Genomic DNA, 22,797 nt, shown 5'->3' with positions numbered 1-22,797 from the left:
GTTTAGCGCGTGATGGTGGTGGGGACCAACGCACGCACTGACACCCGAGCGGGATCGTCGCCGGCGGCTCCGGCCGGCGGCGATCATCGCCCCCTCAGGTTTTCTGGAAGCGGCTTGAGAAGGAAACGCTCCCGTGAAGGCGCAACCTGGCCGCAATGTGCGAACCGAAGTCGCCGCCACGCCCGGTGTCGACGAGACTCCGGACACGCACGTGGACCTCAGCAACTGGGAAACCGACGGCCCGCCCGCCTGGGCGCGCAAGCCCCTGGCCTGGACGGCGTGCCTGATCGACGCCCTGCCGCTGACGATCGCGGTGCTGGCGTTCTTCCAATGGCAGGTCGGGCCCGCCTCCTTGGTTCTGGGCGGCGGCCTGTATCTGGTGATCGTCGCCCTGCTCGCCGTCGCGCTCCGCCCCTGGAGGGGCGGCGCACCGCGCTAGAAGATCGCGATCGGGGCGGCCGAGGCGACGTCGCTGCGTGAGCCGACGAAGGCCAGCAGCGCGCCGACCTTGGGCAACTCGCACTCGAAGAAGAACCGACAGGCTCGCAACTTGCCCTCGACCAGGTCCCGGTCATCCAGACCCGCAGCGACTGTCGCCTGATCCAGCCACAGCCAGGCCACGACGACATGGCCGAACGCCTGGAGGAAAGCCGTAGCGTTGTCGAGCGCCGCCGCGCCCTCGCAATCCCGCAGGAGGTCGATGGTTTCAGCCACCGCACGCCAGGCGTCGGCAAGGGCTTCGGCATGAGCCTCCAGACCCGGAACCGCCCTCGCCGCCTCCACGGTCTTGTCGATCGACCGCTCCAGCACCGGCAAGCCGGCCCCGTCCGCCAGGACCTTCCGACCGACCAGGTCCATGCCCTGGATGCCGGTCGTGCCCTCGTGGATCGGGTTCAGGCGGTTGTCGCGCCACAGCTGCTCGACGTCGAAGTCGCGGGTGTAGCCGTAGCCGCCGTGGATCTGGATGGCGATGTCGTTGGCCGCCAGGCCGTATTCCGACGGCCAGGTCTTGGCGACGGGGGTCAAGAGGCCCAGCAAGGCCGCGGCCTCGGCGCTTTCGTCCTGGGTGTCGACCAGCCTGGCGCAATAGAGGCATAGGGCCAGAGCGCCTTCGACATAGGCCTTCTGCTGCAACAGCATCCGGCGCACGTCGGGGTGCTCGATGATCGCCACGGGCGGGCCACCGCGCTGACCGGACGGGCGGCCTTGCAGCCGCTCGCGGGCATAGGCCACCGACAGCCGATAGCCGCGATAGCCCATGGCCGCCGCGCCCATGCCGACGCCGATCCGGGCCTCGTTCATCATCAGGAACATCTGGCGCAGGCCCTGCCCCGGCGCGCCGACGATCCAGCCGGTCGCCCCGCCCGTCTCGCCGAAGTTCAGCAGGCAGTTGGCCGTACCGCGATAGCCCATCTTGTGATTGAGGCCCGCCACGCTGACGTCGTTGCGCGACCCGTCCGGCAGGACCTTCGGCACGATGAACAGCGAGATGCCGGCCGTGCCCTCGGGCAGGGTTCCGTCGGCATTCGGGACCTTGGCCAGCACCAGGTGGACGATGTTCTCGCTGACGTCCTGGTCGCCGCCCGAAATCCACATCTTGTTGCCGGCCAGGCGATAGCGATGGCCGAACCCGTCCTCGCCGTCGGGCGTGGCCTTGGTCCGCACATCGGCCAGGCTGGAGCCGGCCTGCGGCTCCGACAGGCACATGGTCCCGAACCAGCGGCCCTCGATCTGCGGCTTGGCGAAGGTCTCGACCTGGGCTGCCGAGCCGAAGGTGGCGATCAGCCGGGCATTGGCCACGGTCAGCATCGGATAGGCGGCCGTGGCGGTGTTGGCGGCGGCGAAGAAGGCGAACGAGGCCGCGCAGACCAGGTACGGCAGGCCCAGCCCGCCCTGCTCCTCGGTGAAGCCGGCCGAGAACAGCCCCAGCTCGGCATACTGGGCCAGGGCGTCGTGGATCGGCGGACAGACCCGGACCTGCCCGTCTTCCAGGCGCGGCTCCTCGACGTCGCTGCGCTTGTAGTGGGTCAGGAACTGGTCGGTGGCCAGTTGCTCCGACAGGTCGAGGATGGCGTCGACGGTCTCGCGGTCGACCAGCTCGCCGGCCTTCAGCCAGGCGTGCAGCAGGAAGTCGACGTCGCGGCGGTCCAGCAGGGTGCTCATCAGATGATCGTCGCGCCGCCGTCGACCACCAGGATCTGGCCGGTCATGTGGCCACCGGCGTCCGAGGCCAGCAGCAGGGCCGGCCCCATCAGGTCGGTCTCGCCGCCCAGCTTGCCCAGCGGCGTGTCGCGCAGCATCCTCTCGCTGTGCTCGCCGATCGTGGCGGCGGTCATCTTCGACGGGAAATAGCCCGGCGCCACGGCGTTGACGCGGATGTTCTTCGGGCCCCACTCGGCGGCCAGGGCCCGGGTCATGTTCACCACCGCGCCCTTGGCGGTGTTGTAGGCGATGGTGCCCAGCTGGTCGGGATGGTGGCCCATCAGCCCCTCGATCGAGGCGACATTGACCACCGCGCCCTTGCCCTGCTTCAGGAACGCCTCGCGCGCCACCGCCTGGGTCAGCAGGAAGAGGCCGGTGACATTGAGGTCGATGACCTTGTTCCAGCCCTCGATCGGATAGGCCTCGGCCGGCGCGCCCCAGACCGTGCCGGCGTTGTTCACGAGAATGTCGATGCGGCCGAAGCGGGCCAGCACCCGCTCGGTCAGGGTCGTGGCGGCGTCGGCCGCGCCCAGGTCGGCGGCGAAGCCCTCGGCCTGGATGCCCTTGGCGGCCAGTTCGGCCACGGCGGCGTCCAGCTCGCCTTGCTTGCGGGCGACAAGGGCCAGGATCGCGCCATATTCGCCCAGCGCGCTGGCGATCTGCAGGCCTAGCCCACGCGAGCCGCCGGTCACGATCGCCACGCGGCCGGTCAAGTCGAAGAGGCCGTTCAGGATCTTGCTCATTTGCCACCTTCCGGTTGGCAGATCGCCTTGAAGCCCGCGGCCATGAAGGTGGCCATGTGCTGGCGAATCGACTCGAAGTCGTTGGACGAGCACAGGCCGTGGGACAGGTCGTCCAGGCGGCCGGTGCGGGCCATGTTGTGCGTCATGGCCCCCGAGACGAAGTGGTAGCCCCAGAAGATCGTCGCCTCGTCGCAGTCGGGCATCGCCTTCTTCAAGAGGTCGATCAGGGCCAGGACGACGGGGTTGAAGTACTTGCCCATCTTCTCCGCGCCCCAGCCGGCGGCGCTGTTGGCCTGGGCGCTGATCTGGCCGAAGGCCAGCCACTGCTCGGTGTCGTGGATCTGGACATTGAGGTCGGTGTCTATCCAGGCGTGCAGCGCCCCTTCGACCGTGACCTTGTCGCCGACGGCCTCGGCGTAGCGGCGCATGGCGTCGAGGCGGTTCTGGGCCGAGACCGGCGCGCGGCGCGCCCAGACGGCCTCGAACAGGCTCTCCTTGCCGTTGAAGTGGTAGTGGATCAGCGTCGAGCTGACGCCGATCCGCGCGGCCACGTCCTTCAAGGTCACGCCGTGATAGCCGAACTCGGCGAACAGCTGCTCGGCGGCGTCCAGGATCCGCTCGATCGACTGCTCGCGGGCCCGCGCCTTGTGCTTGCCCGGGCGCGGAGCCGTCGACTCTTGGGTTTGATCGGTATCGCTCATCGAGCCTCTGGTTGCCGGTTCGTGTCCGGGGCGTCAACGCTCACCGCGGGGAAGGCTGAGAAGCCGATGTCCAGCCGCCACGGTTTGCCCTGGGCGCGGCGTTCGGCGACCAGGCCTTGCGCCCAAGCGAAGGCGGCGGGTTGCAGGTCACGCTGGGCGGTCGGCCGCTGGTCGATGTCGAGGTAGCCGCGCTCCTGGGCTGTGAAGCGCGGCCACGCCGTCTCGCTGGGCGCCGTCGGAACACCGGTGCGGACGAACGAGACCCAGTAGTTCAGCATCGCATCCGACATCGCGGTTTCCTCGGCGCTCAGCGGCGGCTTCGGCCAGTTGGGCCCCAGCGCCGCGCCCTCGCCTACTTGGCCGAAGACGTAGGGGATTTCGCTGGCATGGAAGGCCGCCAGGTCGCGGGCCTTCTGGGCCGGGGTGGCGTGGCGGAAATAGTAGAGATAGCTCCCCTGCCCGATCGCCGCCTGCTGCTGGACGAGGTACTGCGCGGCGAAGCCGTAGAGCCCGTCGCGGATCGACGCCATCACATCGGCCCTCGGATCGGCGCCGGGATAGACGGCGAGATAGGCGTCGGCCTTGGCCCCGAAGCGCTTCTTCACATCGGCGACATAGGCCTCCGAGGTCGCCGGAGCCTTCGGCATCAGGAACATCAGCGAGCGGATCTCACCCTCGTTGAAGCCGGCCAGGACCTGGGCCTTAGCCTGCTCGCCGCGCGCGAAGGTCTCGGCCAGCTGGCGCTCCAGCACCACGCCGTCGATCACCGGCTCGGGCTGCCAGCCGGTGGCCATGCCAGCCATGAACAGCTTGACGATATTGGCCGAGCGCAGCTGGTCGGCGGTCTTGGCGCCGGCCTTGTCGCCCAAGGCGACGCCAGCGGCCTCGGCCGAGGGCAGCCCCAGCGTCTCGTCGCGCAAGGCGCGATAGGCCGGCATGTAGCCGCTTTCGACGATGGCCTTATTGAACAGGCCCTTGGCCTGCGGGCTGGCCAGCAAGGCGATGGCGCTGAGGCCCCCGGCGGACTCGCCGGCGATCGTCACCTGGCCCGGATCGCCGCCGAACGCCTCGATATTGTCCCGCACCCACTTCAGCGCCGCGATCTGGTCGAGCAGGCCGTAGTTGCCGGAGAGACGCCCCGGCGACTCAGCGCTCAGCGCCGGATGGGCGAAGTAACCCAGCAGGCCCAGGCGGTAGTTGATCGAGACCAGCACGATCCCCTGCTTGGCTAGCTTGGCCCCGTCATAGAGCGGTTCGGAACTGGCGCCGCCCAGCAGCGCGCCGCCGTGGATCCAGACCATAACCGGCAACTTCTTGGCGCCGGTCGGGGCCCAGACGTTCAGCGTCAGGCAGTCTTCGCTCATCGACGCCATGCCGCCGGCGTAGAGGCCCTTGGGGTCCTGCGGCGGCTGGAGGCACGCATGACCGAACGCCTTGGCGTCGCGCACGCCCTTCCAGCCCTCGGCCGGAACCGGCGCGCGCCAGCGCAGCGGGCCGACGGGCGGCTGGGCGTACGGGACGCCCTTGTAGGCCGTGACGCCGTCCGCCTGAACGCCTTGCAGCGCGCCCTGGCGGGAGACTTGCTGCGCCTGCACCGGCGCCGCCACGAGGACGGCGACGGCCAAGCTGAGACCAGCCCAAAGGCGGCTCACAGGTTGTAGCCCAGGCGGACGCCGAACGTGCGCGGCCGCAGGATGGCGAAGCGGCTGTACACGAAGGCTTCCGGATGGATGTAGGTCGTGGCCCCGCTGTTGCCGAGGTTCTCGCCGTAGAGCGTCACGGTGGTCCGGCCAAAGCGCGCGCCGGTCTGCAGGTTCACATAGGTGTAGGCATCGGTGTTGCCGTACAGCGGGCTGACCACCCCGGCCTTGCCCGGCGTGTTCGGGAAGCCGTTCGGGAACGACCCGACGTGCTGGACCTGGAAGCTGGTGAAGCCCTGGGTCTGGCCCTTCAGCGCGTAGCTGAACGTCCCGAAGAACGAGCCCTGCACGTGCGGCGAGGCCAGGCGGGCATTGTCCACCGCGCCGGAGATCGTCGCTTCCTGGGTCGAGAGCTCGGTGACCTTGGCCCGGTTCAGCGAGCCGTTGACGCCCAGCAGCACGCCCTTGGCCGGCGTGAAGCTGATCTCGGCCTCCAGGCCCTTGGACGCGGCGCGGCCGACATTGGTCGCGAACTGGATCGAGTCCGACTGGCGGTTGGCCTGCACCTGGATGTTCTTCCAGTCGATATAGTAGGCCGCCAGGGCCGCGGTCATCCGGCCGTCCAGGAAGCGGCCCTTCAGGCCGACCTCGTAGTTGGTCAGGTTGTCCGAACCCGCGCCCGCCGGGATGATCAGGTCGCTGGGATTGACCGTGCTGACGCTGCCGGCGCGGGCGTTGTAGACGGGCGTGCGATAGCCGGTGGAGACCGTGGCGTAGGTCGTCAGGTCCCGTGACGGCTTGTAGGTCAGGCTGACCTTCCACGACGCCTTCTCGGCCGAGGGGTATTTGGTGGTCGAGGTCCCGTTGGGCGCGAGGGCCAGCGGCCCGGAGATCCCCAACAAGGCATAGGTGAAATAGGCCGAGTTGAAGCCCGCATAGGTGTCGACCGTGCCGCCGTACTTGCCGTAGCGGATGCCGCCCGTGGCCGTCAGCTTGTCGTTCAGGTGATAGGTCAGCTCGCCGAAGCCGGCCAGTTCGTAGGTCTTGGTGTCGCTGCCGAACTTGGCGAACACCGTGCCCGGCAGGCCGGTGATGCCGCGCGCCGACAGGAAGGCGCTCGTGGTGCGGTCCTCGCCGTTCAGGTCCAGTTCGCGGTGCAGGTAGAAGCCGCCCGCCACCCAGTCGAACTTGCCGCCGGGGTCGGAGGCGATGCGCGTCTCCTGGACGAAGGTCTTCGTGACCGCGCTGTCGAACAGGTAGAACGGCACCGCCAGGTTGAAGGTGCCGCCCAGGTCGACATTGAACAGGCCGTCGGCGTTCGAATAGGTCGACGAGCTGGTCAGCTTCGCGCCGTCGAACTGGTACTCCAGCGTGCCGTTGAAGATCGAGGTCTTGGTCGTGTACTGGTCCGGCACCGTGCTGTAGCGCTTGCGCTCACCCAGGGACGGCGAGCTCAGCGACGAGTCCTTCGGATCGCTGTCCTCGTACGAGCCCAGCAAGCGGACGCTGAGCTTGTCGTTCGGCTGCCACAGCAGGATGGCGCGACCGCCCCAGTCCTTAAGCTTGTTGGCGTTCTTGATCCCGGTGCCGACGTTGTCGATGTAGCCGTCTTCGTTGCGATAGAAGCCGACCACCCGCAGGGCCAGCGCGTCCTTTACCAGCGGCAGGTTGACCATGCCGTTGAACCGGCGGCGCACGCCCTCGCCGTCCGGCGTGTAGCCCAGATCGACCAGGGCCGAGCTGTCATAGCCGGTCAGGTCCGGGCTCTTGGTCAGCACTCGCAGGGCGCCCGACAGCGAGCCCGAGCCGAACAGCGTGCCCTGCGGCCCGCGCAGGAACTCCACGCGCTGGACGTCATAGAGGTTGGGGTCCAGCGTCACCGTGTTGCCGATCGTGGTGAGCGGCAGCTCGTCGATATAGACCGTGGTGGTGGTCTGCAGGCCCGCGCCCCAGCCGTTGGTCGAGATGCCCCGGACCGTGAAGCGGACATTGTTGCCGCTGGCCTGGTTCAGCACGACGCCGGGCGTCTCGCGGGCGATGCCTTCGTAGCTGACGATGCCCTTCTTGGTCAGTTCGGCCTGCGAGAAGGCCGTGACGCTGAGCGGCACGTCCTGCAGGCGCTCGCTGCGGCGGGTCGCGGTCACGACGACCTCGGTCAGTTCCTCGGCGGCCTGGGTCTTGGGCGCGGTCGACGCGGTCTGCGCCAAGGCGGGCGCGGCGATCGTCAGCGCGAGCGCCGACGCGGTGTAGACGATACGTTTCATGGTTCCCTCCCTGTCGCCGGCCGCGCCTTTTTGGCGCTGTTCCGCGAACAGTGGTCACCCTCTCACCACACTGACACGTGAGTCAATATTGACTTACTCGGCAGTCAATATTCCTGCGCAATCGCGTGCTGGACTTCACGCGCGTCCGCCCCCATTTCATGAGGCGAATTGGCCCGTTAGGGCCGTGCCTTGAAAGGGTTTGAGCCGATGAGCACCGAAACCGCCATCCTTGCCGGCGGCTGCTTCTGGGGCGTGCAGGACCTGCTGCGCCGTTATCCCGGTATCCTGAAGACCCGTGTCGGCTATTCGGGCGGCGACGTCCCCAACGCCACCTACCGCAACCACGGCGACCATGCTGAGGCCATCGAGATCGAGTTCGATCCGGCGGTGATCAGCTATCGCCAGATCCTGGAGTACTTCTTCCAGATCCACGATCCGAGCACCCGCAATCGCCAGGGCAACGACATCGGCCGCAGCTATCGCTCGGCGATCTTCTATGCCTCGGAAGAACAGCACCGGGTGGCGCTGGACACCATCGCCGACGTCGACGCCTCGGGCCTGTGGCCGGGCAAGGTGGTGACCGAGGTGGAACCGGCCGGCGACTTCTGGGAAGCCGAGCCCGAGCACCAGGACTATCTGGAACGGATTCCAAACGGTTACACCTGCCACTTCATCCGTCCGGGCTGGCGTCTGCCCGTCCGTGAGACGGCCACGACCTGATCCCTCGGCGGTGGCGGGCGGAGGCTATCCGGCCTTCGCTCGCGCCGCGTCCAGGCGGCCCATGGCGTAGAAGATCAAGCCAGCGGTCACCAGCAGCACCGCGGCCAGGGCCAGCATCGGCGCCAGGTTGCTGCCCGTCGCATCGCGCACCATCGGCACCAGGTTCTGGGCGATGAAGCCGCCGAGGTTGCCGATGGCGTTGATCGCCGCGATGCCCGCCGCCGCCCTCGGTCCGCTCAGGAAGCTGGGCGGCAGGCTCCAGAACACCGGCTGGGCGGCGAAGATCGCCGGCGCGGCGATGCACAGCATGGCGAACTTCAGCACCGGTCCGGGCAGCACCACGCTGAGGACGAGGCAGGCCGCACCGATCAGGACCGGCCCGGCGATGTGCCAGGCGCTGGCTCCGTGCTTGGCGGCGTGGCGCGGCACCCACCACAGGGCGACAGCGACCAGGAGCCAGGGGATGACGTTGATCAGGCCGTTGGTGGTGTTGGACACGCCGAACGATTTGACGATCGTCGGCAGCCAGTAGCTCAGCCCGTAAGCGCCGAGCGGCATGCCGATATAGAGCCCCGCCAGCAGCAGCACGCGCGGATCGAAGATCGCCTTCCAAGCGCCGCGATGGTCGTCGGGAACCCCGCCCCGCTCGGCGTCCAGCACGCCGGCCAGCCAGGCCTTCTGCTCGTCCGGCAACCAGGTCGCGTGGGCCGGGCCGTTCGGCAACTTCCACAACACATACGGCGTTAGCAGCACGGCCGGCGCGCCGGTGGCCAGGAACACCCACTGCCAGCCGGCCAGGCCCGCGAGGCCGTCCAGGTCCAGCAGCAGGCCGCCCAGAACCGCACCGACCGCGTTGGCGATGGCGCTGGCGATCATGAACAGCCCGACCATCCGCGCCCGGTGCGACTGCGGGTACCACAGCGTCAACACGTACAGCACGCCCGGGAAGAACCCGGCCTCGGTCACGCCCAGCAGGAAGCGGAGGACGTAGAACATCGTGGCGTTCTGGGTGAAGCCGAGCGCGAGCGTGACCAAGCCCCAGGTGAACATGATCCGCGCGAACCAGACCCGCGCGCCGACCTTGGCCAGGATCAGGTTCGACGGCGCCTCGAACAGGAAGTAGCCGATGAAAAACAGTGACGCGCCAAGGCCGTACGCCGCTTCGCTAAGGCCCAGAGCCTGGACCATGTCCAGCTTGGCGTAGGAGACGTTCTGCCGATCGATATAGGCGATCAGGTACATCAGGCAGAACAGCGGCATCAGCCGCGCGGTGACCCGCCGGACGGTGGCGACTTCCAGGGCCGGAGACGGGTCAGACATTCGATGGCCTTTCATCGGCGCGTCGGGGTGGAGCGGTAGAGTCCCGCTGGACCAGGGCGTGGTCCAGCACGTGGTCGGCGGCGGAGGGCTCGTCCGAGCGCAGCGCGCGCAACAGCCGGTCCAGGGCCACGGCCGCCATCATCCGGACCGGCTGGCGGATCGTGGTCAGCGGCGGCCACAGCGTGGTGGCGACGGTCGTGTCATCGAACCCGACCACGGTCAGGTCGCCCGGCACATCCAAATGGCGGCGATGGGCGACCGAGACGGCCGCGGCGGCCATGTCGTCATTGCTGGCGAAGATCGCGGTCGGCCGCTGGTCGCCATCGAGCAGCGCCGCCGCGGCGCGCAGGCCGGAGTCGTAGGTGAACGCGCCCTGGGCCAAAACGAGCTCGGCCCCCGCCTGCGTCGCGATCGCGGCGCGCGCGCCCTCCAGGCGCTCGGCGCTGGCGGTCTGGTTGGGATTGCCGGTGATGAAGCCGATCCGGCGGTGACCCAGGTCCAGCAGGTGGCGGGTCATGGCCTGGCTGGCCCGACGGTCATCGATCCGGACATTGATCGCGTCGCTGGATGGCTGCGCGGCGGCGACCACGGCGACCGGCAGACGGGCCGCGCGCAAGGCGTCCAGCACGGTGGCGGATTCGCCCAGCGGCGGCGCGAGAACCACGCCATGAGCGCCGCCGTTCAACAGCGGTTGCAGGTCGTGAAGCGACGGCGCCTGGCCGTTCTCGCCCCTCACCAGGATCAGGCGGGCGCCGGCGCTGGAAGCCTCCTCGAACACACCGACGAGGAAGTCACTCATGAAGGCGGCGCTGGGATTGGAATAGACGACGCCGATCCGCAGCTCGCCGGCCGTGACCAGGCTGCGGGCGGCCAGGTTGGGCTGGAAGTTCAGGTCGCGGATGGCGTCCAGCACCGCCTGGCGGGTGTCGTCGCGGACCCTGGCGGCGCCGTCGTTGATGACGCGCGACACGGTCATGCGCGAGACGCCCGCCCGCTGGGCGACGTCGGCCATGGTGGCGTCGCGGACGCGGTCCGGCCGGTTCAACGGATCACCAGGATGGTCATTCGAACGCGATCCTCCCGCGCCCACGGGCCACGACCCGGAGCGCGAAGAAAGACGCCCGAGCCATGGTTCGGCGCTTGGCCGACCAGGACCCGGGCGAGGCCGCCCTAGGGGAAGGAGAGGCGGAGGCAGCAGGACTAGAAGCTGTAGCGCAGGCCCACGTGGTAGAAGCGGCCCAGCAGGTCATAGAGCGCCGGGTTGGCGTCCAGGCCCGTGTTGGTCTGCGGCGACGGCGTCGGATCACGGTTCAGCAGGTTGTCGACCTTGCCGTAGATCTGCAGGCCCTTGCCGAACTTGTACGAGGCGCTGATGTCGACATAGGTCGCGCCGCTCATGTGGTTGTAGTCGATGGTCGGGTTGGTGCCGGTTGAGACCGGGCAGCTGCCGGCCTTGCACTCGATGTAGTCGGTGGTCGTGCCGCCGAACCGGCCATCGCTGAACCAGCGCTCCTGGACGCTGAAGGCGAACTTGTCGTTGTCCCAGGACTGGATGGCCAGGAACTTCCAGTCCGGCGTGGCGCCGGAGTTCTGGCCGGCCGAGTCGACCGCGATCGCGCCGGGGATGCCCGGGTTGGTGACGAACTTGTGGGTGTTCGTCGCCAGGCCACGGACCGTGAAGCGGCCGGGCACGCTGGGCAGTTCGAAGCGGTAGCTGCTCTCGATGTCGAAGCCGCTGGTCTTGATCGAGGCCAGGTTGAACGTCTGGGAATTGACGAAGGCCGTGCCCTGAGCCGGCGTGAAGTTGAAGGCGCCGCAGAACTGGGTCAGGCCCGCATAGCAGAAGTTGACGATCTGCTGAGCGCCCAGGCTGGAAATGCCGCCGTTCAGGACGATGTTGTACCAGTCGACCGAGACGCTGAAGCCCGGCAGCCATTGCGGGTTCGAGAGCACCGCGCCGATGGTGACGTTCTTGGCGATTTCCGGCTTCAGGGCGGGGTTGCCCACGACATTCTGCAGAACCGTCAGCGAGCCGCCCGAGGGCTGGCCGGCTGGCGGCGTGCCGTTCGAGGGAATGGTGAAGTTCGGCAGCGTGGTCGTCACCGGCGCGGCGAACAGTTCCGACAGGTTCGGCGCGCGGACGTCACGCGAGGTGACGGCCCGCAGGCGGACGCCGTCGATCGGCGTGTCCCAGGTGGCGCCGACCTTCCAGGTGTAGACGGTGCCCGAGGTGCTGTAGTCGGTCCAGCGGCCGGCCATGTTGAGGTTGGCCCGGCCCGCGGCTTCCGAATTGACCAGTGGGATGTTCACTTCGGCATAGGCTTCCTTCACCGAATAGCTGCCGGCGCCGGAGTGGTAGTTGCCCGCGAACCAGTTGGCGCCCGAGGCGGTCAGGACCGGATCGGCCGGATAGTCGGCGGTGTTGGGCGAGTCGGTATTGCCATCGCCGTAGGGGTCGCCTTGGACGTGGTACTGCTCCTTGCGCCACTCGCCGCCGAACGCCAGGGACACCGGACCAGCCCACAGCGAGAAGGGCTCGCCGCTGAAGTTGATGCTGGCGACGTCCTGCTTCTGCACCGAGTGCTGGTAGGGGCCATTCTTGGGCGTGATGTAGGCCAGGGCCGCATCGCTGGGCGTCTTGCCGCCGAAGACGTTGATCGGCACGCAGCCGTTGGCGCGAGCGATAGGGTCGGCGCAGACGATCTGACCGCCGACGGTCGTGGCTTGGATGGCGGCGCGATAGCGCGGCATCAGCAGGATGTCGTTGACGTGGATGTTCGTCGTGTTCTGGCCGTGGGTGTAATAGGCGTCGTAGCGCCATTCCTTGCCCAGGGCGTCGAACCGGCCGTCGGCGCCGATCACCGCCCGCACCTGGGTCCGCGTCGGATGGACCGAGATGTTGCGCGGCAGCAGGGCGTTGCTGGTGCCGAAGCTGAAGGTCGTGATGTTGTTGGCGGCGCAGGCCGCAACGACCGAAGCCGGCAGGTACGGGTTCGAGCACGACATCGTCAGGTTGGTCGAGGCCGCGCCCGGGTTGGGCTGGTTGCTGCTCTTGACGCGGGCGACGTTCAGGGTGCCGTAGATTTCGTTCTTGTCGTTCAGGTCGTAGCCGATGCGGCCGTAGCTGCCCATCCGCTCGATCCGGGACTGCAGCGAGGTGCCGATGCCGACATTGCCCGACAGGTCGCCGCCGACGCAGAAGCCGCCGTTCGTGAAGCAGCCGCTGACCGCGCCGTTGGCCGCCTTGGACGGCACGCCGCCGCCGCCGTACTGGAACTGGAACGGGTTGCCGGCGATGTCGAAGGCCGTGCCTTGCAGCGGGCCGGCGCTGATCAGGCCGTACTTGGCGTACTGATAGGCCTGGGCGTGCTCGCGATAGAGGTACTGCGGCGCGCCGTCATTGGTGACGCCGCGATTGACCAGGGTGGCGGTCGTGTACCAGTCGCGGCTGCCCGGCGCGTCCTCGCCGAAGCCGCCCGCCGGGACGCCCTCTTCCCAGTCGTATTCGCCGCTGACCTGGACGTGCAGGCGGTCGTCCATGAAGTTCTTGCCGGCCGCGACCTGGGCCAGCCACTGGTGGTTGTCGCCATAGGTCGTGACGCCGGTCAGGACGTTGGCCTTGAAGCCCACGAACTTCTTGTTGGTGACGAAGTTGACCACGCCGCCGACCGCGTCCGAGCCGTAGGAGGCCGAGGCGCCGCCGGTCACCACGTCGACCCGCTCGACCAGCAGCTGCGGGAACAGGCTGATGTCGGGAACGCCGGTGACGTTGGCCGGCACGACCCGCTGGCCGTCCAGCAGGGTCAGGGTGCGGATGGTGCCAAGGCCCCGCAGCGAGAACGAGCTAAGGCCCTGCTGGCCGCTCGAGGTGCTGAACGTGCCGGTGGTGGCGCCGCTGGAACCCTGCAGCGAGGGCAATTGGGTGATGGCGGTGAAGATGTTCGGCTGGGCCGCGCGCTCCAGTTCCGCTTGGCCCAGCACCTGGGTCGGGGTCGGGGCGGTGAAGCCCTCGGACCGGATCCGCGTCCCCGTGACGACGATTTCCGACAGCGCTGTATCACTCGACGGCTCGGCGGCCGGGGCCGTCTGCGCCTGGGCCGCTCCGGCCGTCATGACGATCGCGACCGCGCTGGTCGCGAGCAAAGCGCTCATCATGGGGGACCGCCCCCGCGCGCTACCGACAACGCTCATCCTACACCCTCCCAATTTTTCATTGAGACCATCGTTCGATGATCTGAGGGGGACTGTGTCAGACGGTGGGACCGCTAACTATTAGACCATGGTCGTAGGTCTTCCGGGTTTTGGCTCGGCTCAAACGTCAACGCCCGGGACGCGAGGCGACCCGGGCGTTTTCAATCGGTTATCGATGCTTCCTAGCGCGGGCGGACCGCGTAGAGCGCGTGGTGGCTCAGGACATACAGCGTCCGCCCATCGGCGCCGCCGAACAGCAGCTGCAGCGGCCGTTCGGGCGTATCGATACGGCCCAGTTCCTTGCCGTCCGGCCCATAGACGAACACCTGGCCGTTGGCGACATAGACCCGCCCCTGCCCGTCCGTCGCGACGCTCTCGCCGCCCCGGTCGGCGAAGGCCTTCAGGTCGGTGACCGCCCCGCCCTTCCCGACGACGCCGCTGTAGGTCCTGTTCTCGGAGCTGTTGGTCAGGAACACCCGCTGGCCCGGCTTCACGGCGGTGAAGCCGTAGGTGTCCAGCGAGTCGGAGAAGCGCAGGCCGCGATAGTCCGGCGGTCCCTGCTGGAAGACGCGATAGGCCGGCAGGACCAGGCTGCCGTCCGGCGAGACATATTCCTTCGACTTGCCCACGGCCATGTCGCGGACGAACAGCTCGGCCAGGGTCGGGTACTGGTAGGTCTCAGGATCGATCTGGTCCTTGAACTCGCCGTTGTTCCACCAGTTGACCGGCAGCACCGTGGCCGCGCTCGCATGGTCGGCGGCCGGCGTGGCGGCGATCAGCGTCACCTGGTCGTCCGGGCTGCCGGGCTTGAAGCTGTAGACCGAGCCGTTGCGGCCGTCCGACGACAGCACCAGCAGGTTGCCCGAGGCGTCGACCGCCAGGTTGATCGGGTCGAGCGTGTTGTCGCGCACGATCGACAGCTTGCGGGCGTCCGACCAGCTGTAGATGCGCTGATGCTTGCGGTCGGCGAAATACAGGGTCCCGCTCGCATCGACGGCGCCGCCGCCCAGCGAGAAGAAGCCGTCAGCCAGCTTCTCGACCTTGGCGCCGGCGAGGGTCGAGGGCGCGACTGGAGGCGGGTTGGCCTTCAGGTCCAGGACCGCGAACTGGCGCTCGCGCACTTCCAGACCGCTGGTGACGTCCAGAATGGCGTTCTCGTACGGATACTTGGTCAGGCGCGTGAAGGTCGCGCAGCCGTTCTCGTCGCAGGTTCCCAGGCCGCTCTCGCCATTGACCGCCACGTTGCGGAACCGAATGTCGCTCGAATTGTAGACCCGCACCGCGGCCGCCGCCGGCTTGCGCGTCCGGGTGACGCGATAGCCGTGATAGTTGGCCAGCAGGATGTTCTTGGAGTCGCGGATCTCCAGCGAGACGGTGTCCTCGCCCTCCCCGGCCTCTTCCTCGGTCTGCGGGGCCAGGAACTCCCAGTTGGCGACGCGATTGAGGGTGATCTCGGTGCGCACATGGTGCTCGACCGAGGCCTGGTAGACGTGGCCAGGCGTCTGTGTGTCGGAGACGTAGATGCCGGTATAGGCATAGGTGTTGGGGCTCCAGACGTTCGAGAACGTCCCGCCGCCGCCATGGGTCACCCACAGGCTGGGATACTGCCCGGCCCAGCGCTTGGCCGGGTCGGCGTCGGCCGTGCCGTTGGCGTTGTAGGGGATGACCCGCGTGCCATCGAACAGGTTGGTGCCGTGGCCGCCCTGGAACTTGACGTCATTGACCATCGAGGTCGCGCCGGCGGTCCACAGCAGCGCCGTGGCGCGCGGGTTGGCGCCGTCGGTGTAGAGCCCCAGACCGAAGACGATGTTGTCCCCGCCCTTGGCCGACTCCACCAGCGCCTTGGGCGCGCCGACGCCTTGATAAGCCGGCGTGGCGTGGGGCAGCACGATCTGGGTCAGGCTGGGGTGCAGACCGATCAGCACCGTGTCGGGCTTCAGCTTCAGGGTGTCGGTGACGCGGTAGAAGCCGGTCGGGAAATAGACCACTCGATGCGTATCGATCGCCTTCTGGATGGCGGCCGTGTCGTCGGTGGCGTTGTCGCCCTTGGCCCCCAGCGCGCGGACGTTCGTCCAGTCCGCCGTCGCCGGCAGGGCTCGGATTGCGGGCGCGTTGGGCTTGGGCAGCGCACTCAGCGGCTCGGCCTGGAAGGTCGTCTTGTACTCGCCCATCTGGCCCGGCGCGGGCACGGTCAGGCCGTGGTTGAAGGCCGACACGCGATAGGTCTTGCCCTTGCCCGCCGTCGTCTTGCCGCTGTCGCGGAAACGGGCGAACACAGGCGTGTTGGACGCCACGGCGTTCTCAAAGCCCACCTGGGTGTAGACATTCGCCTCGTTGGAGATGACGACGCCGGCCTTGGAGACGTTCTCGAAGCGGACGTCCTTGCCCCACAACCAGTCGCCATAGCCCTTGTCGATCTCGATGCCGACGGGCGTGTCCTTCATGGCCACATTGACCAGGGTCAGGCCGGCCTCATGCTCGCGGATCGCCGCGTCGCGCTGGCCCTCGAAGGTCGAGTCGAGCAGCACGAAGCCCCAGGCCGGCGACGGCTTCTCGGCGAGAATGCCGTAGCGACCGCCCTTGAAGTGCAGGTCCTCGGCCTCGTTGGCGACGTGGTAGAGGCCCGCCAGGCCCGAGCCGATGTCGAAGTCCATGTGGGTCAGCGTGGCGTGCTGAGCGGCATGGAAGCGGATCGCCGTAGCGGCCGGATTGCCCTTGCCGATCTTGAAGTCGATATTGCCCATCGCGCTGTAGAAGGTGCCGGGATTGGCGTCCGGCACGCTCTTGTCGAACGGCACGCTGCCCGGCGGCGGGAAGGCCACCGGACGACCGGCCGGATCGCGCTTGGCCCCGGCGAAGATCACCATGTTGGCCACGCCCTTCTGGAAGCCCGGCGTGACGTCCGGCAGCTCGATCAGCGGCCGCGTGGCGCCGACACCGAACACCCGCACGCCCGGCCACAGGAACAGGGTCTTGGTGATCCGGTAGCGTCCCGAGGGCAGGAAGACGAGACCGCCGCCCGGCTTGGCCGCCGCCGCGTCGATCGCCGCCTGGATGGCCGCGCCGTCGTCGGTCTTCCCGTCGCCCTTGGCCTTGACCACGACGGCGGCCGGATCGTCGGGGACCGTGGCCAGGACCGAGGGCCCGGCCCAGGCAGGACTACCCGCCAAGCCCAGCGCGATCGAAGCCGCGCCCAAGACCAGCCAATGCTTCATGACAAACTTCCCCACCCTACGGATTCACAGCGTAGAGCGAATGATGAGTCAGGACGAACAACGTCTTGCCGCCCTCCCCGCCGAAGATCAGCTGCAGCGGCCGTTCAGGCACGTCGATCCGACCCACCTGCTGGCCGTCGGGGCCGTACTGGAAGATCTGGCCGTTAGCGACGAACACCCGCCCCTGGCCGTCGACCGCGACGCTCTCGCCGCCGCGATCGGCGACGACCTTGAGGTCGGTCAGCGTCCCGCCGGGACCGACCTGGCCGCTATAGGTCTTGTTCTCCGAGCCGTTGGTGAAGACCAGCCGCTCGCCGACCGCGCCGGCGATCAGGCCGTTGGTCTGTAGGCTGTCGGCCCAGCGCCAGCCGACATGGTCCGGCGGCCCCTGCTGCCAGACCCGGAAGGCCGGCAGCGCCACGCTGCCGTCAGGCGAGACATATTCCTGGGTCTTGGGCGTGCCGACATCGCGGGCGAACATTTCGGCCAGAGTGGTGAACTCGCCCTTGGCCGGGTCATACTGGTCCTTGAACTCGCCGTTGTTCCACCAGTTGACCGGCAACAGCGTCTTGCTGCCAGCCCGCGCGGACACGGACGTCGGCGCGATCATCGTCATCTGGTCCTTGGGACCGTTCGGATCGATCGAGTAGACGGACGCCTGCGGACCGTAGGACGAGACCACCAGCAGGTTGCCCGAACGGTCGACCGCCAGGTTGGTCGGGTCCAGCGAGCTGTCGCGGACGATCTCCAGCCCCTTGGCCGCCGTCCAGCGATAGATCCGCTGGAACCGCTTCTCGATGAAATACAGCGCCCCATCCGCACCCACCGTCGCGCCCGAGATCGACCAGAAGCCGGTCTCCAGCTTCTTCACATCGGGGCTGGCCGGCGGCGGGGCCGGCTGGTCGTTCTTCACGTCCAGCACCGCGAACTCGCGCTCGCGCACCTCCAGCTTGCGGGTCTTGTCCTGGATGGCGTTCTCGAACGGGTACTTGCTGGCCCGCAGATAGGTGCCGCAGCCGATCGTGTCACAGAGCGCCACCCCGCTTTCGGCGTTGATGTGGACGTTGCGGAAGCGGATGTCGGTCGAGTTGAACAGCTTCACCGCCGTCTCGGCCGGGTGATACGAGCGCGTGACCCGATAGCCGTGATAGTTGGCGAACAGGATGTTCCTGGAGTTGCGGATCTCCAGCGACACCGCGTCGGGGCCGTCGCCGACCTCCTGCTCGGTCTGGGGCGCGAGGAATTCCCAGTTCTCCACGTTGTCGAGCACGAACTCGTTGCGCACGTGGTGCTCGACCGAGACCTCGTAGATGAAGCCGGGCGTCTTGGTGTCGCTGATGTAGAAGCCGGCCGAGGCGAAGGTGTTGGGGCTCCAGACATTGGCGAAGGTGCCACCGCCGCCGTCGGTCACCCAGATGCTGGGATACTGGGCGTCCCAACGGCCGTCGGCGACCGGATCGTTGCTGCGGGCCCGGGCCGCGTCCAGCGGCTTGCCGTCGGCGGTGGGCGTGCCGCCGCCGCCCATGATCTTGACGTCGGTGACCAGGGACTTCTCGCCCGATCGCCACAGCAGCGCCGAGGCGCGCGGGTTGATGCGGCCGGTGAACAGCCCGATGCCCGACAGGATGTTGTCGCCGCCCTTCGGCGTCTCCAGGATCGGCTTCACCGCCCCGACGCCGGCGTGGCGGGAATTGCCGTCCGGGATGACCAGCTGGGTCAGGGCCGGATGCAGGCCGATCAGCACGGTGTCGGCCTTCAGCTTCAGCGTGTCGCTGACCATGTAGAAGCCGACCGGCAGGTACAGCACGCGGTGGCTGTCGATGGCCTTCTGCAGGGCGGCGGTGTCGTCGGTCGTCCCGTCGCCCTTGACGCCCAGCGTCTTGACGTTGGTCCACTCGCCGATCGGCGGCGTGGCCCGCAGCGCCGGCGCACCAGCCTTCGGCAAGGCCTTCAACGGCGCGATGTCCGAGATCGTCCTGTACTCGCCCACATGGCCCAGGCCCGGCAGGGTCAGGCCGTAGGTGAAGTTCGCCACCCGGTACGCCTTGCCCTTGCCATCCACGGTCTTGCCGCTGTCGCGGAAGCGCGCGAACACCGGTGTGTTGGAAGCCACGGCGTTGTCGAAGCCGACCTGGGTGAAGACATTGTCCTCGGCCGAGATCACCACGCCGGCCTTGGAAACGTTCTCGAAGCGGACGTTCTTGCCCCACAAGCTGTCGCTGTAGCCCTTGTCGATCTCGATCCCGACGGGCGTGTTCTTGATCGCCACATTGACCAGGGTCAGGTCGACCTCGTGCTCGCGGATCGCCGCGTCGCGCTGGCCGTCGAAGGTCGAGTCCACCAGGGTGAACTGCCAGGCGGGCGAGGTCTTCTCGGTGACGATGCCGTAGCGCCCGCCGTGGAAGTGGACGTCCTCCATGATGTTGCCGGCCTGGTAGACCCCGGCGAAGGCCGAGCCGAGGCGGAAGTCCATGTGGCTGAGGAAGGCGTGCTGGGCCATGCGGAAGCGCACGCCCGCGGCGGCCGGATTGCCCTCGCCGATCTCGATGTCGACATTGGCCATCGACGAATAGAAGGTGCCGGAATTGGCGTCGCGGACCTTGGTGGTCGCGGGTCGCACGGTCGGCACCGGCACGGGGATGTCGCCGACCTGGTACTGGTCGCCGCCGGTGAACACGACCATCGTGCCCACACCCTCCTGGAAGCCCGGCGTATTGGCGCCCAGCACGAAGGTCGGCCGGGTCTTGCCGACGCCAAACACGCGCACGCCCGGCGGCACCAGGAGGCTGCGGGTCAGGCGATAACGGCCCGAGGGCAGGAAAACGAGGCCATGGCCGGTGCCGTCGCGCGCCGCGTCGATGGCCTTCTGGACCGCGTCGGTGTCGTCAGCCTTGCCGTCGCCCACGCCCTTGACGGTGATCGCGCGAGGATCGTCCGGGGCCTTGGGCAAGAAGGATTCCGAGGCGGCGGCCATCGCCGCTCCGGAGCACGAGGCCATCAAGACCGCCGACAACAGGATCGCTCTCATGCCACTCCCCAAATCTACTTTGGGAACAGTGATAAGGCCGCGCGCGTCCGCGACCACCGCGACCATGGTCGTAGTTACGGCCCGGCGGCGCGCCGCTAGAACCCCAGTTCCCATCCGCCTCGAAGCCGAGGATCCCGCTTGCCGTCATCGCGCCATGCCCGCCCCGAAGGCCTCGCCGTGATCGTCATGGGCGTGAGCGGCTGCGGGAAGTCGACGCTGGGCGCGCTGCTGGCCGGCGCGCTGGACTGCCCCTTCCTGGAAGGCGACGACTTCCACGACGCGCGGGCGGTGGCCAAGATGCGGGCGGGCCAACCCCTGGTCGACGACGACCGCTGGCCGTGGCTGGACCGGCTGGGCGCGGCCATCGGCGACACCCTGGCGACGCAAGGACGGGTCGTGGCGGCCTGCTCGGCGCTGAAACGCGGCTATCGCGAGCGACTGCGCGAGGCGATCGGCGGCGCCGTCGATTTCGTCCTGCTGGACGCCAGCGCCGACGAACTCCAGCGCCGCCTCAGCCAGCGCTCAGGCCACTACATGCCGGTCAGTTTGCTGACCAGCCAGCTGGCCACCCTGGAGCTCCCGCACGCCGACGAGGCCATCCTCACCCTCGACGCGGGCCTGCCGCCCGAACAGCTGAGCGTGCTGGTCCAGGAACGGCTCGACACGCGGATACGGACGATCGGCGCCGCCGCGTCCCTAGGGCATCAGCCGCTTCCGCCCGCGTGACAGGTGCCAGCGCATGGCGAGAGCCGCGCCATCGCCGTCCTGAGCCCGGATCGCGTCCACGATCATCTCGTGCTCGCTCATCATCTCGGCGATCGCCTCCGGCGGCCGCGAGCGCGAGATGTCGACGCCGGCCCGCATGATGCGATCGACATCGGCCTCCAGCGCCTCGAAGGCGACCAGGAAGGCCGGATTGGCGGTGGCCAGCACGATCTGCCGATGCAGCTCCATGTCCTCGACGTGGGCCGGGGCGCTGGACATCAGGGCGGTGCGCAAGGCCGACAGCGCCGCCTCGATCGCGACCATCTCCTCGGCCGAGCGCCGCACCGCCGCCAGCCGCGCGGCCTCGGCCTCCAGCACGAAGCGCACCTCGTAGCTGCCCATGGTCGAGGGCAGCTCGGACAGCGGCATGTAGGCGCCCAGCTTGTCGGAGGGCCGGTTCTTGATGAACGAGCCCGCGCCACGCCGCGCCTCGGTGATGCTGTCGGCGGCCAGGCGCACCAGGGCCTCGCGCACGACGGTCCGCGACATGCCGAACATCTCTGCCAGGCGCGCCTCCGACGGCAGGCGGTCGCCGATCTCCAGGCCGTCGCTGTTGATCATCTCGACGATGCCCGTATAGGCCCGGTCGGCAAGGCGCCCCTCGCTCATCGCTCTCCCCTTCGCTGACGCCACCATCGGGCCATTCGCGTCGCGAGGCCAACCCCTGCGCCTTATAACGCCCAAACCTGTATGACAGATTTCAAGGATATGACGATACAGGCGCGATGTTCACGCTCACATCGCCAAAACCCCTTGAACTTGTCTAACAGATAACGCTAACATCTGAAAATCAGCGAACCGGACCAGCCGACTCAGAGCGGCAGCCAACACGATCCGGTCGCCACGCTTCCGAAGACGGAGGCGCAGGGAAGAGACAGAGGGGTTCACGCATGACTACGATGGACATCCGCGACGCCGGCCAAGGCCCGGAAACCGCGCTCGGCGCCTTGACGCCGACCCAGATGAAGGTGCTGGAGGGCGTCAATCTGGGCCTTCTCAACAAGCAGATCGCCCACGACCTCGGCATCGCCGAAGCCACGGTCAAGGCGCACATGACGGCGTTGATGCGCAAGCTGAACGTCCACAACCGGACCCAGGCCGCGATCGCCGCCCAGTCCCTGACCCAGGCCGCCCGGGCGGCGGGTCGCTAGGACAACCAAGACTCCCAGGGAGTGACTCCACGTCCGTATAGCGTGCGGAAAATCAATCCTTGGATGTATTGAAACAATTTCAAATCATAGATTGCTTTCGATCCGATCGGGATCCATTGTGCCGCCGAAATGAAGCCTGACCATGAGGTCGTGGGGCTTCCTGTAAGCGTGCCCTTTCCCTCCTGTCGGGTCCCGCATCATGACCAAGTCTCACAACATCATCCGGGCGGCCCTGCTCGCCGCCCTGTCGCTTGGCCTCGTCGGTTCGGCGCAGGCGTCGCCGAAGCCGGCGGCCCAACCGACGACCTTCGCCTACTATGTCGTGTCGCTCTCCTGGGTGCCGGGCTTTTGCGCGACCCACACCGATCCGGTCGAGTGCGGGCACGGGACGGGCTTCGCCCTGCACGGCGTCTGGCCGCAGTACAACGCTCAGAAATATCCGGCCAATTGCAGCACCACACCCCTGCCTGACGCCATCCGCCAGCAGTATCAGTCGATCTACGCCAGCCCGTCGATGATCGACCACGAGTGGTCCAAGCACGGCACCTGCTCGGGCCTGGACCCCGCCAGCTACTTCCAGCTCTCGGACAGCTTCCACAACAAGATCGTCATCCCCGACGCCTACCAGAAGGGGCGGACGGTCGGGACGAACGAGACGGCGGCGCTGAAGAAGGCCTTCCAGCAGGCCAATCCGGGCCTGCCGGCCAACGGGATCACGACCACGGCGGCCAATCGCGTCCTCACCGAGGTGCGCTTCTGCGTCACCAAGACCGGGACGTTCCGCGCCTGCACCTGACGGACCGAGGGACGCGCGCCGAACCCGTTCGACGCGCGCCTCAAAATACAACCCAGGATTT

16 protein-coding genes are annotated in these 22,797 nt (G+C 68.0%); 5 read left to right on the top strand and 11 right to left on the bottom strand.

All coding sequences use genetic code 11. From position 1 onward, the window contains the following. The first annotated feature begins 133 nt into the window (after positions 1 to 133). Complete coding sequence (locus tag AC07YH_RS09030) at positions 134 to 439, top strand: hypothetical protein (protein WP_494746671.1); 306 nt, start codon at positions 134 to 136, stop codon at positions 437 to 439. Here the strand turns inward: AC07YH_RS09030 and AC07YH_RS09025 are convergent. Genes AC07YH_RS09025 through AC07YH_RS09005 form a run of 5 tightly spaced genes read right to left on the bottom strand, consistent with a single transcriptional unit; the run spans position 436 to position 7,550 of the window. After that, on the bottom strand, positions 436 to 2,163 hold the full coding sequence (locus tag AC07YH_RS09025; protein WP_494746670.1) for an acyl-CoA dehydrogenase family protein: 1,728 nt from the start codon (positions 2,161 to 2,163) through the stop codon (positions 436 to 438). The genes AC07YH_RS09030 and AC07YH_RS09025 overlap by 4 nt on opposite strands. Next, the gene (locus AC07YH_RS09020) at positions 2,163 to 2,945 is read right to left on the bottom strand and encodes an SDR family oxidoreductase (RefSeq protein ID WP_494746669.1); all 783 of its coding nucleotides are present in this window, start codon (positions 2,943 to 2,945) and stop codon (positions 2,163 to 2,165) included. Before AC07YH_RS09020 ends, AC07YH_RS09025 begins: the two co-directional genes overlap by 1 nt. Continuing rightward, a complete protein-coding gene (locus tag AC07YH_RS09015; RefSeq protein ID WP_494746668.1) occupies positions 2,942 to 3,646 on the bottom strand; it encodes a TetR/AcrR family transcriptional regulator in 705 nt (234 codons plus the stop codon). Before AC07YH_RS09015 ends, AC07YH_RS09020 begins: the two co-directional genes overlap by 4 nt. Further along, positions 3,643 to 5,271, bottom strand: a complete 1,629-nt coding sequence (locus AC07YH_RS09010; protein WP_494746667.1) for a carboxylesterase/lipase family protein — start codon at positions 5,269 to 5,271, stop codon at positions 3,643 to 3,645. The genes AC07YH_RS09015 and AC07YH_RS09010 overlap by 4 nt, the downstream gene beginning before the upstream one ends. A gap of 23 nt (positions 5,272 to 5,294) precedes the next feature. Beyond that, on the bottom strand, positions 5,295 to 7,550 hold the full coding sequence (locus AC07YH_RS09005) for a TonB-dependent receptor (RefSeq protein ID WP_494746666.1): 2,256 nt from the start codon (positions 7,548 to 7,550) through the stop codon (positions 5,295 to 5,297). A 207-nt stretch (positions 7,551 to 7,757) separates the two neighbouring features. On the opposite strand from AC07YH_RS09005, the gene msrA reads away from it, so the two are divergent. Then, positions 7,758 to 8,270, top strand: coding sequence for a peptide-methionine (S)-S-oxide reductase MsrA (gene msrA / locus AC07YH_RS09000; RefSeq protein ID WP_494746665.1), 513 nt, complete (start codon positions 7,758 to 7,760; stop codon positions 8,268 to 8,270). A 24-nt stretch (positions 8,271 to 8,294) separates the two neighbouring features. Here msrA and AC07YH_RS08995 read toward each other — a convergent pair whose 3' ends face one another. The 5 genes from AC07YH_RS08995 to AC07YH_RS08975 form a co-directional block, all read right to left on the bottom strand. Then, positions 8,295 to 9,590 (bottom strand): MFS transporter, encoded by a 1,296-nt coding sequence (locus AC07YH_RS08995; RefSeq protein WP_494746664.1) that lies wholly within the window; start codon positions 9,588 to 9,590, stop codon positions 8,295 to 8,297. Continuing rightward, positions 9,583 to 10,635 (bottom strand): LacI family DNA-binding transcriptional regulator, encoded by a 1,053-nt coding sequence (locus AC07YH_RS08990; protein ID WP_494746663.1) that lies wholly within the window; start codon positions 10,633 to 10,635, stop codon positions 9,583 to 9,585. Before AC07YH_RS08990 ends, AC07YH_RS08995 begins: the two co-directional genes overlap by 8 nt. Positions 10,636 to 10,790: 155 nt before the next feature. Next, positions 10,791 to 13,742 carry a TonB-dependent receptor plug domain-containing protein gene (locus AC07YH_RS08985; RefSeq protein ID WP_494746662.1) on the bottom strand — a complete coding sequence of 984 codons (2,952 nt, stop codon included), beginning with the start codon at positions 13,740 to 13,742 and terminating at the stop codon, positions 10,791 to 10,793. 221 nt (positions 13,743 to 13,963) lie between these two features. Continuing rightward, a complete protein-coding gene (locus AC07YH_RS08980; RefSeq protein ID WP_494746661.1) occupies positions 13,964 to 16,996 on the bottom strand; it encodes a glycosyl hydrolase family 28-related protein in 3,033 nt (1,010 codons plus the stop codon). 16 nt (positions 16,997 to 17,012) lie between these two features. Then, positions 17,013 to 20,024: a glycosyl hydrolase family 28-related protein gene (locus tag AC07YH_RS08975; RefSeq protein WP_494746660.1), complete on the bottom strand. Its 3,012-nt coding sequence runs from the start codon at positions 20,022 to 20,024 to the stop codon at positions 17,013 to 17,015. 138 nt (positions 20,025 to 20,162) lie between these two features. On the opposite strand from AC07YH_RS08975, the gene AC07YH_RS08970 reads away from it, so the two are divergent. Further along, the gene (locus tag AC07YH_RS08970) at positions 20,163 to 20,750 is read left to right on the top strand and encodes a gluconokinase (RefSeq protein ID WP_494746659.1); all 588 of its coding nucleotides are present in this window, start codon (positions 20,163 to 20,165) and stop codon (positions 20,748 to 20,750) included. On the opposite strand, the gene AC07YH_RS08965 is transcribed toward AC07YH_RS08970, so the two are convergent. Further along, positions 20,721 to 21,398: a FadR/GntR family transcriptional regulator gene (locus AC07YH_RS08965; protein ID WP_494746658.1), complete on the bottom strand. Its 678-nt coding sequence runs from the start codon at positions 21,396 to 21,398 to the stop codon at positions 20,721 to 20,723. The two genes, AC07YH_RS08970 and AC07YH_RS08965, sit on opposite strands and share 30 nt — an antisense overlap. 281 nt (positions 21,399 to 21,679) lie before the next feature. On the opposite strand from AC07YH_RS08965, the gene AC07YH_RS08960 reads away from it, so the two are divergent. Then, positions 21,680 to 21,940, top strand: a complete 261-nt coding sequence (locus AC07YH_RS08960; protein ID WP_494746657.1) for a response regulator transcription factor — start codon at positions 21,680 to 21,682, stop codon at positions 21,938 to 21,940. 199 nt (positions 21,941 to 22,139) lie between these two features. After that, positions 22,140 to 22,736 carry a ribonuclease T2 family protein gene (locus AC07YH_RS08955; RefSeq protein WP_494746656.1) on the top strand — a complete coding sequence of 199 codons (597 nt, stop codon included), beginning with the start codon at positions 22,140 to 22,142 and terminating at the stop codon, positions 22,734 to 22,736. Positions 22,737 to 22,797 lie beyond the last annotated feature (61 nt).

This window comes from Caulobacter sp. GW456-12-1-14-TSB4 (assembly GCF_059424195.1).
This window is presented reverse-complemented; position numbering and strand designations above follow the sequence as displayed.

Coding starts and splice junctions, on each gene's coding strand:
- AC07YH_RS08985 (WP_494746662.1), bottom strand. CDS start 13,742: ATGAGCGCTTTGCTCGCGACCAGCGCGGTCGCGATCGTCATGACGGCC.
- AC07YH_RS08980 (WP_494746661.1), bottom strand. CDS start 16,996: ATGAAGCATTGGCTGGTCTTGGGCGCGGCTTCGATCGCGCTGGGCTTG.
- msrA (WP_494746665.1), top strand. CDS start 7,758: ATGAGCACCGAAACCGCCATCCTTGCCGGCGGCTGCTTCTGGGGCGTG.
- AC07YH_RS08955 (WP_494746656.1), top strand. CDS start 22,140: ATGACCAAGTCTCACAACATCATCCGGGCGGCCCTGCTCGCCGCCCTG.
- AC07YH_RS08975 (WP_494746660.1), bottom strand. CDS start 20,024: ATGAGAGCGATCCTGTTGTCGGCGGTCTTGATGGCCTCGTGCTCCGGA.
- AC07YH_RS09020 (WP_494746669.1), bottom strand. CDS start 2,945: ATGAGCAAGATCCTGAACGGCCTCTTCGACTTGACCGGCCGCGTGGCG.
- AC07YH_RS09025 (WP_494746670.1), bottom strand. CDS start 2,163: ATGAGCACCCTGCTGGACCGCCGCGACGTCGACTTCCTGCTGCACGCC.
- AC07YH_RS08960 (WP_494746657.1), top strand. CDS start 21,680: ATGACTACGATGGACATCCGCGACGCCGGCCAAGGCCCGGAAACCGCG.
- AC07YH_RS09005 (WP_494746666.1), bottom strand. CDS start 7,550: ATGAAACGTATCGTCTACACCGCGTCGGCGCTCGCGCTGACGATCGCC.
- AC07YH_RS08965 (WP_494746658.1), bottom strand. CDS start 21,398: ATGAGCGAGGGGCGCCTTGCCGACCGGGCCTATACGGGCATCGTCGAG.
- AC07YH_RS09015 (WP_494746668.1), bottom strand. CDS start 3,646: ATGAGCGATACCGATCAAACCCAAGAGTCGACGGCTCCGCGCCCGGGC.
- AC07YH_RS08995 (WP_494746664.1), bottom strand. CDS start 9,590: ATGTCTGACCCGTCTCCGGCCCTGGAAGTCGCCACCGTCCGGCGGGTC.